Annotated in this window: 9 protein-coding genes and 1 pseudogene; 3 read left to right on the forward strand and 7 right to left on the reverse strand. The window is 61.2% G+C overall.

Annotation, left to right across the window (positions count from 1 at the left end):
* Positions 1–57: 57 nt before the first annotated feature.
* The 4 genes from BM269_RS22420 to BM269_RS22435 all read right to left on the reverse strand — a co-directional run bounded on the left by BM269_RS22420 (position 58) and on the right by BM269_RS22435 (position 4,950).
* Positions 58–1,128, reverse strand: a complete 1,071-nt coding sequence (locus BM269_RS22420) for an ABC transporter substrate-binding protein (protein WP_139232833.1) — start codon at positions 1,126–1,128, stop codon at positions 58–60.
* A 64-nt stretch (positions 1,129–1,192) separates the two neighbouring features.
* Positions 1,193–2,821: a SulP family inorganic anion transporter gene (locus tag BM269_RS22425; RefSeq protein ID WP_090442390.1), complete on the reverse strand. Its 1,629-nt coding sequence runs from the start codon at positions 2,819–2,821 to the stop codon at positions 1,193–1,195.
* Positions 2,821–3,390 carry a TetR/AcrR family transcriptional regulator gene (locus BM269_RS22430; protein WP_090442393.1) on the reverse strand — a complete coding sequence of 190 codons (570 nt, stop codon included), beginning with the start codon at positions 3,388–3,390 and terminating at the stop codon, positions 2,821–2,823. The genes BM269_RS22425 and BM269_RS22430 overlap by 1 nt, the downstream gene beginning before the upstream one ends.
* A 111-nt stretch (positions 3,391–3,501) precedes the next feature.
* Complete coding sequence (locus tag BM269_RS22435; protein WP_090442396.1) at positions 3,502–4,950, reverse strand: diguanylate cyclase; 1,449 nt, start codon at positions 4,948–4,950, stop codon at positions 3,502–3,504.
* Positions 4,951–5,063: 113 nt separating this feature from the next.
* On the opposite strand from BM269_RS22435, the gene BM269_RS22440 reads away from it, so the two are divergent.
* Both BM269_RS22440 and BM269_RS22445 read left to right on the forward strand, forming a co-directional pair.
* The gene (locus tag BM269_RS22440) at positions 5,064–6,047 is read left to right on the forward strand and encodes an SDR family oxidoreductase (protein WP_090442400.1); all 984 of its coding nucleotides are present in this window, start codon (positions 5,064–5,066) and stop codon (positions 6,045–6,047) included.
* 2 nt (positions 6,048–6,049) lie between these two features.
* Complete coding sequence (locus tag BM269_RS22445) at positions 6,050–7,057, forward strand: non-homologous end joining protein Ku (RefSeq protein ID WP_090442402.1); 1,008 nt, start codon at positions 6,050–6,052, stop codon at positions 7,055–7,057.
* 1 nt (position 7,058) lies between these two features.
* Here the strand turns inward: BM269_RS22445 and ligD are convergent, their stop codons facing one another.
* Positions 7,059–9,515 carry a DNA ligase D gene (ligD, locus tag BM269_RS22450; RefSeq protein WP_090442405.1) on the reverse strand — a complete coding sequence of 819 codons (2,457 nt, stop codon included), beginning with the start codon at positions 9,513–9,515 and terminating at the stop codon, positions 7,059–7,061.
* A 189-nt stretch (positions 9,516–9,704) separates the two neighbouring features.
* On the opposite strand from ligD, the gene BM269_RS22455 reads away from it, so the two are divergent.
* Positions 9,705–10,058: a hypothetical protein gene (locus BM269_RS22455; protein ID WP_090442408.1), complete on the forward strand. Its 354-nt coding sequence runs from the start codon at positions 9,705–9,707 to the stop codon at positions 10,056–10,058.
* 232 nt (positions 10,059–10,290) lie between these two features.
* Here the strand turns inward: BM269_RS22455 and BM269_RS29880 are convergent.
* Both BM269_RS29880 and BM269_RS22465 read right to left on the reverse strand, forming a co-directional pair.
* Positions 10,291–10,631, reverse strand: a pseudogene (locus BM269_RS29880) (IS3 family transposase); the annotation flags it as partial.
* Between the two features lie 84 nt (positions 10,632–10,715).
* Positions 10,716–11,213, reverse strand: coding sequence for an ankyrin repeat domain-containing protein (locus BM269_RS22465; protein ID WP_090442414.1), 498 nt, complete (start codon positions 11,211–11,213; stop codon positions 10,716–10,718).
* Positions 11,214–11,449: the final 236 nt, after the last annotated feature.

The following is an 11,449-nucleotide window of genomic DNA, read 5'->3' on the forward strand; positions in this document are numbered from 1 at the left end:
AGGCCCGGCGGCGTCAATGACTGGATTGTGCCGGAACGTATCAGGCCGCGTGCGGATTCAACCGAAGCGCCGGCGCCGCAGCAGCATGACCGCCAGCAACCCGGCTAACAGCGCGATCACGCCGCCGGCACCCAGTACCGCGCCGCGATAGGCTTGCCACAGCGACGGCGGCTTGAACAGGATTGTCGCGCCTTTGAGCGGCGACGGATCGATGTTCCAGCGTTCCAGCTGGCGCCAGTCGTACAGGCTTTGCACCGGCCCGACAGGTACCTTGGTCAATGTGCCGCCGGCGGGCTGCCCGCCTTCCATCAGGGCCAGCGCGCGCTCGCCCAGTTCACGGCCGGATTGCTGCAGGTTGCGCACGGCACCGCCGACGGCGCCCTCGCCCACCACGCTGTCGAACAGCGAAAACACCGGCACGTTCGCGGCACGCATCGTGTCGCGCGCGGCATCAATGGTGGGCTGTGAATAGCCATCGCGGTCGCGGTTGAACATGCCGGCTACCACCACGGTGTCCGGCGTCAGGTTGCCGATATAGCGCATCTGCTCGGCCCAGCTCATATTCTGCAGGAACTCGACCTGCAGTTTGCGCAGCCAGGGCGCCACGTCGACCTCGGCCTGGCGCTGGAAGGCACGGTCGGCGTCGCTGACACCGCCAGGTATCACGATGCGCCGCGTGCGCGGCATGAGCTGGGTGATCTCGTTGACGGTGGCGCCAAGGTCCGGGACGATTGAGTAGAGGAAGACCGGGCGCTTGCTGCTCGCCAGTTGCACGGTCGACGGCTGGCTGTCGGTCAGCAGCGGTGCCTCCGGCGCGAGGTCGGCCAGCTCGCGCAAGGCGAAATTCAGTGCCGGCTGCTGCAACGCCACCAGCATGTCGACCCGCCCGCCCCCATACTGCGCCACCAGCAAGGCGCGTCGTGCCGGTGTCACGATTTCGGCATTAGGCTGTTCCAGGTGCAGGAATTCGACATGGATATGTTCCAGCGGGATGCCGCTTTCACGCAGGCGCTGCACGAAAGCATCGGTGACCCGGTCGATCCCGGGTCGCCCCGGGCTGTATGAATTGAGCAACAGGACGTGAGCGCCAGCGCCGTGCGCAGCCAGCGCCCAAACGGCGAGTAGCAAGCCCGCCCAGAATCGTTTGAAGGATATGCCGCCCATGTAGCTGCGATGATACCCAATCCCGCGACTACTGCAACTTTTTGTCGGCGATATCGATGCTGAGGAAAACTTCCCCGTTCAGCGTTTGCAGCAAATCGGACTGGCGCAGGCGATCCATCACCGGTCCTTTGACCTCGGCCAGGTGGAAGCCGATGCCGCGGCGCGCCAGGCTCGTGTTCAGTTCGGAAAGCGCAAACAGCGCCGAAGTATCGATCGAACTGACCGCCGTCATCACCAGCACCAGGTGGCGCGCCGTTGGGTGGCTGCGTAATTCGTCCTCGATGCGTTCCTGCACCGCTTCCACGTTGCCGAAGAACAGGTTGGCATCGATCCGCAGGGCCAGCAGTCCAGGCCGCGTTTCGGCCGGATAGCGTTCGATATTGCGGAAATGCTCGCTGCCGGCAATGCGCCCCAGCACCGCGATATGGGGCCGGCTGGCGCGCCAGATCAAGGTACCCATCGACAGTGCCACACCCACCAGCACGCCCGCTTCCACACCCAGCGCCACCACCCCGGCGGCGCTAGCAAACCAGGCCAGCGCATCGCCGCGGTCATAGCGCCATGCGGTGCGCAAAGTACCCAGTTCCAGCATGCCGAGCACCGCGACGATGATGGTTGCAGCCAGCACCGGCATCGGCAGCAGGGCCAGCCAGCCGGTCGGCGCCACCAGCGCGAGGGCCAGTAAAGCAGCGGTAATGATACTGGCCAGAGGCGTTTGCGCCCCTGCCGCGAAATTCACCGCGGAGCGCGACATGCTGCCGGTGACCGGAAAAGCGCCGGACACCATGCTGGCCACATTGGCCGCGCCCAAACCGATCAATTCATGATTGCTCACCAGTTTCTCGTTGCGCTTCAACGCCAGCGACTGCGCTGCCGACATGCTCATGATGAAGATCACGAAGCCGACCAGCAGGCCCGGTTGCACCAGTTGCTGCCAGTGCGCTGGCGACAGGGCCAGATTCAGTTGCGGCAGGCCGCTAGGCACCTGGCCGGTGGTTTTCACACCCATCGCCTCCAGCCCGAGGGCCTGGACCAGGACCAGGCCGAGCATCACGACCAGCATTGGCGCCAGGCGCGTCGCCATATCGGCGCCCGCCGGTTTCATGCCGAGCGCGCGCAGCATGCGCGCCAGGTGACTGCGCGACAGCACCAGCAACAGCACGGAACCAAGACCCAAGGCAGCGCTCGGACCGTGCCAGTGCGGCAGCTCAGCGCCCAGCAAGGGCTTGAGCTGGCCCCACGCGATCACCAGCGCGGAACCGACTGTAAAGCCGCTCATCACAGGGCGCGAGAAGAAATTGGCTAGAAAGCCGAGCCGCAGCAAGCCGCACAACAGCAGGACGGCGCCGGCCACCAGGGCAAGTTGCGCCGCCAGCACGGAGTACAGACCGGAACCGGCGGTCGCCATCGGCCCGATGATGGCCGCGGTCATCAACGATACGATCGCCATCGGGCCCACCGACTGCGTCATGCTGGTGCCGAACACCGCGTAAACAATAGGCGGAAGGATGCTGGCGTAAATGCCCGTCACCGGCGGCAAGCCGGCCACCAGCGCATACGCCATGCCTTGCGGGATCATCATCATCGCCACCACGATGCCCGCACTGATATCTCCCGGCAGCATCGCGCGCCGGTAGTTTCGCAGCCAGGCCAGCATCAGCGTGCCTGTTCCAGCGAAGACAGCACCGCTGCCAGTATCTCGTCGGACTGCTTTTTATCGGCCACCGAGCGGGCCAGCACCAGTCCGCCGACCATGGCGGCATAGGTGGCAATGGCATCCTGCCTGGCCTGCGCCGGCTCGCCAGGCAGCGCCTGCGCCAGCGCGTCAATCTGCGCCTGGAAGCTGTCGTCCATCGCTTGCCGCACTTCCGGTCCTACACGCGAAACATCGGGGCCGAGCGATGCCAGCGCACACCCCTTGCCAGGGTTGTCGCGATGCTTGGCAGTCAGGTACATATGGGCCAGTGCGGAGCGCGGATTAGCCGGCTGTTCGGCCAGCAGCTCGCTCCAGCGCTTGGCGGAATTTTCCATCGCTTTGCCGAAAGCCTCGGCCAGTAAGTCTTCCTTGGAGGCGAAATGGCCGTAAAAGCCGCCATGCGTGAGTCCGGCGCTTTTCATCAGGTCGGCCACGCCGATGCCGTCATAACCCTTTTCCCGGAATAGCCGGGATGCCGTTTCAACAATGCGTTCGCGGTTCTGGGCCGCTTGTTCCCTGCTGACACGCATGATCTTCTCCTTGATTATTTTTATTATGGATGTAATATATCACACGTGGATGACGATCGTCATTTATCTATCGTGCTTTGCGGCGGCTTGCGAGAGTGAGTCGCCGCCTTTTTAGCGTGCCATGGCCAATTCGACGCAATTGCGCCCTGCCCGCTTGGCGCGGTGCAGTGCGGCCTCGAGCCGCGTTACCAGTTCGGTGGCGCCTTCGTCGGGGGCGAGCTGGGCCACGCTGAAGCTGGCGGTGACGGTGTCCCCGCCCGGCAGTTCGGTGGCGGCAATCGTCTCGCGCAGCTCTTCGGCCAGCTTGTAGGCATCGATCGCCACGGTATGCGTGGCGACGACCATGAATTGTTCGCCGCGCATGCGCGCCATGGTGTCCGAACTGCGCAGACGGGACTGGATCATCGCGGCCAGTACCGACAAGGCGCGGTCGCCTGTCGTATAGCCGTGCAACTCGTTGATGGTGCGGAAGCTATCGAGGTCAAAAGCGATCACCGCCAGCGGCACGCCATAGCGGCGCGCGCGCCGGATTTCGCTATCCAGCACCTGCTCGCCCTGGCGCCGGTTGGACACGCCGGTCAAGCCGTCAAATGGCGTAATCTGCGTGATCTCCAGCCCCAGTGCATTGTTCTGGTGGCGCAGGTCGCTCATGACCATGCCAAAGCTGATCAGTTGCGCAGCAGAGCCGAAGCAACTGAAATGTTCCCGGCTCATGATCAACGGGCGGTCGAACAGCATGCTGATGGCGCCCAGCAGCGGACCGCCAGGCTCGCCGCGCAGCGGGAACGCCAGCAACATATGCACGCCCTGTTCTTCCAGCATTGCCGCCAGCTCCGGATCGCCCGCTTTGGATGGCGCGTCGAGCAGCACCAGTTCCCCGCGCCGTATAGGCGCTTCCAGCAATGCTTCGCGCCCGCCCAGCACTTCCTTGATGTCGAGGTCGATACGGCCATCCTGCGACACCAGCCGCAGCGCGCCCTCATCGACCGCCTGTAGCAACGCCGCATGGCAAATGCCGGGATAGCTGCACAGCGCATTGCAAATGCGGGCGCCCATCCGTTCCATTTCTTCCGAACCGTAGAGTGCACGCTGCAAGCTGCGCTGGATCGATAGCAAGTCGTTCAGGTCCGCCTCCAGGTCCAGCAGGTGCTGCTGGGCCGACGCTTTGGTGTTGGCGGCCGGAGCCAATAGCTCGGTCACGGCTTCACACATGTCTTTCGGGGTGATCGGCGTAATGCGGTAAGCCAGCGGCCCCTGCGCCATCAGTTCGGCCATGGTCGAGGACCGCGTGTAGGGACAAAGGACCAGAACCGGCGCCCCGGCGCGGCTGCGCACCAGTGCCGCCAGCTCATTGCCAGCCGTCATGTCGGGGCCATCGAGATCGATCACGAGCAGGGAGATCTTGTTATGCGTCATCGCATAACGTGCGCTGGCAATGCTGTCCGCAGTCAGCAAACGATCGAACGACTCAGCGCAGGCAGCTACGAACTCCTGGCTTCGCGTGGGATCGGGATGGAAGAAAAGGCCGGTGCGATGACGACGGCCAGCAGCGTTAGCCATATGGGCTAGTTTGCCACAAGTTCACTCCAGACAACATCCCTATTATGTGAGGGAGCGCACGGTTAGCAACGTTGCCGGGGCGAATACTGGACTTCCGAGCACAGGAGGAAGCCATGTCGAATTCGCAGCAAAAGACGGGTGCGGGCAGCGAGCAGCGCACCGTCCAGCAAGAGCAGGACCAGCGCGACGCGGCCAAGCCAAAGGCTGAGGAAAACAAGCAACCGGCCCAGACCGGGACGCACGCTTTCCCGGCACCGCCGCTGCCTGAACAGCACCTGGAAAAGCCCGGCCTTGAACAGCAGTTGCAATTGAAGCCGCAATTCATGGCGCCAGATTATTGCGGCAGCGGAAAGCTTGCGGGCATGGCGGCGGTCATTACCGGCGGCGATTCCGGCATCGGCCGCGCAGTAGCCGTGCTGTATGCCCGCGAAGGTGCCGATGTTGCGCTGGTCTATCTCGCCGATGAGCAGGAAGATGCCGCAGAGACCAAGAAATATATCGAGGCCGAGGGCCAGCGCTGCATCTTGATTCCCGGCGACGTGCGCGATCCAGCTTTCTGCCGCCATGCTATCGATGAGGTGCTGCGCGCTTTCGGCAAGATCGACATCCTGGTCAACAACGCCGCCTTCCAGGAACACGCCGACTCGCTGGAAGACCTGTCGGAAGAGCGCTTCGACCTGACCATGAAGACCAACATCTACGGATACTTCCACATGGCCAAGGCTGCGTTGCCGCATATGCAGCGCGGCAGTTCGATCCTGAATACCGGCTCGGTGGTGGGTTTGCGCGGCTCGAAAAAACTGCTGGATTACTCCACAACCAAGGGTGCCATCCATGCATTCACGATGTCGCTGGCTTCCAACCTGCTGGAGAAAGGCATCCGCGTGAACGCGGTGGCCCCCGGTCCTGTCTGGACACCCCTGAACCCGGCCGACCAGTCGCCCGACAAGATCAAGGAGTTCGGCTCGCAAACGGATATGCACCGCCCAGCGCAGCCCGAAGAAATCTCGCCGGCCTTCGTATTCCTGGCGGCGCCCTCGTGCGCCAGCTACATCACCGGCATCGTGTTGCCGATTACCGGCAGCGTTGGAGAATAAAGATGGCACGAGCACTCTGGAAAGGCGCGATCAGCTTCGGCCTGGTCCACATCCCGGTGGAATTGCACAAGGCGGTGGAATCGCACGACCTGGACCTGACCATGCTGGACAAGCGGGACTTCTCGCCGATCGGCTTCAAGCGCTATAACAAGGGCAGCGGCAAGGAAGTCACTTGGGACAATATCGTCAAAGGCTACCAATACTCGGACGGCGAGTACGTGGTATTAAGCGACGAGGACTTGCGGCTGGCGAATCCGAAAGCGACGCAGACCATCGACATCATGGCCTTCGTCGATGCCGACTCGGTGCCGCTGACGTTTTACGAAACACCATACTACCTCTCGCCGGGCCGCGGCGGCGACAAAGTCTATGCCCTGCTGCGCGAAACGCTGCACAAGGCTGGCCGGATCGCGATTGCGACGGTGGTGATCCGCACACGGCAGCACTTATGCGCGCTGGTTTCCGTCGGCGACGGCATCATCATGAATACGCTGCGGTATGCGACCGAGATCCGCAATCCGGAAGACCTGAAGCTGCCGGGCCATTCCGGACTCACCGACAAAGAGCTGAAAATGGCCCTGTCGCTGGTAGAGGAAATGAGCGAGAAGTGGAATCCCAAGGAATACCACGACACCTATCGCGAGGACGTGCTCAAGCTGGTAGAGAAGAAAGTAAAGGCCGGCCAGACCCACACCATCACTGCGCCTTCCGACGAATCGCCGGTACCGAAGGCCAGCAACGTGGTTGACCTGGTGGCGCTGCTTAAACAAAGCCTGGGCTCCAAAGGCAAGGCCGCAGCAGCCGAAGAGCCGGAAGAAGACGAGGAAGAAGCTGAACCACGCGCACCGCGCGCACGCCGCAGTACCGGCGCAGGTTCCACCAAGAGCCGCACCAGTTCGTCACGCTCGACCGCATCTTCCGCCAAAACTGCAAGCAAACCGGCAGCGAAGCGCGCCAGCGCGGCAAAGTCCACGACAAAATCCACCAGTACGCGCCGCAAGGCCGCCTAGTCTAGCCTGTCACGCCGATCGCTTTCATTGCCGGCGCCAGGCCGACGGCTGCCTTTGCATAATCAGCCCAAGGCGTATTGCCGACATCCAGCCGCGTGTGGGCCGTGGCTACCGTCCAATGGTCGCCACCGCGCAAGCTGGTCAGTTCATCCCAGCCCACCGGCACCGAGATCCCAAGCCCAGGCCGCGCGCGGGCCGACCATGCCGCTACGGTAGTCGCGCCCCGTCCATTGCGCAAATAATCAATGAAGATCTTGCCAACCCGATTCTTTGGCCCGCTCTTGAAAGCAAACCTGTCAGGCAACGTAGACGCCATGTGGTCAACCACCTGCTTGCTGAACGCTTTCACAGTGTCCCAGTCGTAGTAAGGCTTGATCGGCACCACCACGTGCAGCCCTTTACCGCCGCTGGTCTTGAGAAAACACGGCAAGCCCAATTCATCAAGGAAGGCATGCACCAACTGCGCCGCCTCCTGGATTTGCGCCCACTCCACGCCGCTGCCAGGGTCAAGATCAAACAAAATGCGGTTCGGCTTTTCGTAGGTGCGGCCAAAAGCATTCTGCGTGTGGAATTCAATCACGTTGAACTGCGCGGCAGACAGCAAGGCTTGCGTCGTGCCCACCTCCAGCATCGGAGGGTGATCAGGATCCAGCTCGCGGGGGAACTCCTTCAGGCCGCGCAGCTTGCTTACATCGGCGTGCTTCTGGAAGAACAGCTCGGAGCCAACGCCGTCCGGTGCGCGCAACAGCGCAATCGGGCGGCCCTTGGTGTGCTCCAGCATCAAGTCCGCAACCAAGGCGTAATAGCGCACCACATCGATTTTCTTCATGCCGCTGGCCGGATCGACCAGCCGGTCCGGATTGGTCACCTTGAGTGATGCGGGCAGTTTGCTTTGCACGGCTTCCTCCTCCACATGGGCAGCTACCTCACGCCTGATTTCACCGGCCTTCTTGTCCTTGCGCAGCCCCTGGAAAACAGCATGCCGCACCGAGCCGCCGCGGGTCCACTCGCCGAAGCTGACTTCCGCCACCAACTGCGGTTTGACCCAGTGCGCCTTGCGGGCGATGGCTTTGCTGGCGGCGAACGGGCTCTCGGCGGCCTTCAGCCGCTGCAGCTTCTCTGCCAGGTCGCGCAAGGTCTTGTCATTGAAACCGCTGCCCACATTGCCGGCGTAATGCAGTTCTCCATCCTTGCCGTAGACGCCAAGCAGCAGCGAACCGATGCCGGTGCGGCTGCCTTGCGGATCGGTGTAGCCGCCGATGACGAATTCCTGACGCTGAGCGCATTTGAGTTTGATCCAATCGCGCGAACGGCGCTCAGTGTAAGTGGAGTCGCGGCGCTTGCCGATCACACCTTCGAGGCCCATCTTGCAGGCTGCAGCCAGCATCTCGTCGGGCGATGCCTGCATCACCGCGCTGAGGCGGATTGTGTCGCCTTTGACCTTGGCCATCGCTTTTTCCAGCCTGGCCCGGCGCTCTTCAAGCGGCAGGCCGCGCAAGTCTTCGCCGTCCAGATAAGGGACGTCAAACAGGAAGTAGACGATGTCTTTCGTGCGCTCGCCGTCGAAGGCTTGCTGCAGCAGGCCAAAGTCCGGCCGACCCTCTTCGTTGTGGACGACGATCTCGCCGTCATACCAGCCGTCGGGCAGCTTGGCCTTGGTCAGTGCTGCGCGCAACGGCTCCAGCTTGTGGGTCCAATCGTTGCGGTTGCGCGTGTGCAGGGTGATGTCACCGTCTTCGATACGGGCCAGCAAGCGGTAACCATCGTATTTGACCTCGAACAGCCAGTCTTCCGGTGTCGCGGGCGGGCCATCGACAAGGGTTGCCAGCTCCGGCTCCAGTTCGGCGGGCAGACGTTTGATGCGTGGCGCTGCCGGCACTTCGGGCGTCTGCGCCAGCGTTGCCGTCATTGGGTCGAGCGACTTGACGCTGTCCGGCATTTCGTCAACCACGCTGAATTCAGCGGCGGGGCGAACGAATTCGTCCTTCTCCTTGATCAGCAGCCAGGGTTCCTTATCCTCGCCCTTCCCCCGCATGCGCACCAAGGCCCAACGGCCATGCATCTTGTGGCCGTGCAGGTTGAAGACAAGTTTTCCTGCACGGTAGCCCTTGCGTGGGTCCTCCACCGGCTCCCAGGTGCCGCGGTCCCAAATGATCACCTTCCCCGCGCCGTACTGCTTCTCAGGGATGGTGCCCTCGAATTCGTTATAAGAGATCGGATGGTCTTCGACATGCACCGCCATCCGTTTGTCATGCGTGTCGTAGCTCGGCCCTTTCGGCACGGCCCAGCTTTTCATGGTGCCGTCGAGCTCCAGGCGGAAGTCGTAATGCAAGCGCCGCGCCCAATGTTTTTGGATAACGAAGGCCAGCCGCCCCCGTCCTGGCTGGCCTCCCCCTGCGGGTTCCGGCGTGACGCTGAAGTCCCGCTTCGCCTTGTAAGTCTTGAGTGCGTCCGTCATAGGACCACTGTACGGGCGCTCCGGGTGCCGGACGGTTATTTACCGCACTTTGTAAGCAGTTTTGGCAGATGTAAGCAGGTGTAATACTCGTCAACTATGACGCAACGGCTGCCGTTTTCAGCTCAGTGACACGGCAATAGTGCACGACACACGAAACGAATTATCCAAATCTCTCCGAGGAGCTTGACCATGAAGAAGACCATCGCCATCCTGATCGCCGGCCTGTTCGCAACCGCAGCCTTCGCCCAAGCACCGGCTGCCGGCGGCCATGCAGCCAAGCCAGCTCCTGCTGCCACTGCTGCTACCCCGGCAATGCCTGCAACTCCTGCCGTACCAGCAGAAAAAGGCACCAAGGCGACGCCAGCTACTCCTGCGACTCCAGCCGTAGCTGCCACGCCAGCCTCCTCGGCCACCGCAGCTGTCCCAGCCGCATCGCACGAGCACTCCAGCACGGCCAAGGAAGTGAAAAAGACCAAGCACTCGAAAAAAACCGCTGTATCCAAAGAAGTAGCCGCTGCCAAGGAAGCCGCACCGGCTAAGTAATCCAGAGCGCCAGTTCCCCAGCCGCCAGCGCGCCTCTCGAATCCGCCTCCAAACCGGAAAGGCGCGCGGGCCGAACGGGGACCAACGCCGAATCTTTCTCCCGGCCTGGCAGGCTTCTCCGCTGACCAGGCGGGCTTTTTGCCTCTATCTAGCTAGGCACCTTATCATTGGCGTTCGTTGACAACCGTGACGCACAATCGTTTGAGGCTTCGCGCTAGTGCCAATTTTGGTTTGAGGAACGCGGAATGCCCGCTAGCTCGCACTGCATCGCCAGCTTGTCGTCACGCTCGATCCACTGTGCCCACTCTGTCGGGCTCATTCACCGAGCTTTTTTTGAGCCAATCTACCTGCATCTTCAGCTTGCCGATCTCACCGTAAAGCTTGTCCTCTGGGCTACTTTAATCAATTGGATTGGGAGCGCGCTTGAGGTCAAACAGTGCGCTAGCGTTCTCCAGAAACTCCTTCTTCGCCTGACCGACTAGCACTGGGTGCACACCATATTCCTGCGCGCTCAAGCCCGACCTTGGCCTTGAACTCCGCCGTATGCACCCTTCGTTTTTTGCCTTCACTCATTTGCTATCATCCTTTCGCGGAGGACAGCTTAAACCAGCGTCTCAAATTCGGGGTCCACTATAGCTAGCGCTCAGCCTTAATTACCTAACTCTTGTCCAATTTAACGTAGGTATCAATTAGAGCCCCCACCGCGTCCTCGCCTTTCTCATGCGCGGCATCACCTGCGGTCCCTCCTCGGCAGTCAACCTTTGAGATATCCGCTCCCAACTTTAATAGTAGCCTGGTTAACTCAAAGTCCCCATTCGCCGCAGCACACATCAATGGAGTCACGCCTTGCTCCGACGTCGCGTCAATCAACGCTCCAAATTTCAACAGGCAATGCGCAATCTCAACTTGCTCATGAGATGCAGCTTCGTGAAGGGCCGTTAATCCATAATCGCCCTTAGCGTTTACATCGGCCCCATTCTCTAACAATGTGGCAACGATCCGAATCGCCCCCCTGACCACAGCGATCATCAGAGGAGTTCGGCCGAACGCTGCAACTGCGTTGACATTGCGAACGGCCCGAACAGTAGATTCATCCACATCTGCATTACGCGCGATGTCATCAATCAATTTTGGAAGCGCGTTGTCCATCATCATTTAATAGTAATGAAATTGCCCAATTCAATCTGATTTGGCAACTTTTGGTAGGCTTCGAACGTCATCGGGTTAGAATTATTCCGATTCATCATATTCCAAAACCGGCAATTTCAACGCTCGCATCATCAACTCCAACGTGTTCCCCCGGTGTCAAAATAGTTGTCGCTCCAATAGATCTGAGAAAATGGGGGCGGTAACAGGAGTGAGAATTGGCACGGTACGGACAGGAATTCAAA

The organism is Duganella sp. CF458, from assembly GCF_900113115.1.
Lineage (GTDB): Bacteria > Pseudomonadota > Gammaproteobacteria > Burkholderiales > Burkholderiaceae_D > Rugamonas.

Excerpts from the sequence above, each read along its gene's own strand:
- BM269_RS22465 (WP_090442414.1), bottom strand. The coding sequence starts at position 11,213 with ATGATGATGGACAACGCGCTTCCAAAATTGATTGATGACATCGCGCGT.
- BM269_RS22440 (WP_090442400.1), top strand. The coding sequence starts at position 5,064 with ATGTCGAATTCGCAGCAAAAGACGGGTGCGGGCAGCGAGCAGCGCACC.
- BM269_RS22445 (WP_090442402.1), top strand. The coding sequence starts at position 6,050 with ATGGCACGAGCACTCTGGAAAGGCGCGATCAGCTTCGGCCTGGTCCAC.
- ligD (WP_090442405.1), bottom strand. The coding sequence starts at position 9,515 with ATGACGGACGCACTCAAGACTTACAAGGCGAAGCGGGACTTCAGCGTC.
- BM269_RS22435 (WP_090442396.1), bottom strand. The coding sequence starts at position 4,950 with ATGGCTAACGCTGCTGGCCGTCGTCATCGCACCGGCCTTTTCTTCCAT.
- BM269_RS22425 (WP_090442390.1), bottom strand. The coding sequence starts at position 2,821 with ATGCTGGCCTGGCTGCGAAACTACCGGCGCGCGATGCTGCCGGGAGAT.
- BM269_RS22430 (WP_090442393.1), bottom strand. The coding sequence starts at position 3,390 with ATGCGTGTCAGCAGGGAACAAGCGGCCCAGAACCGCGAACGCATTGTT.
- BM269_RS22455 (WP_090442408.1), top strand. The coding sequence starts at position 9,705 with ATGAAGAAGACCATCGCCATCCTGATCGCCGGCCTGTTCGCAACCGCA.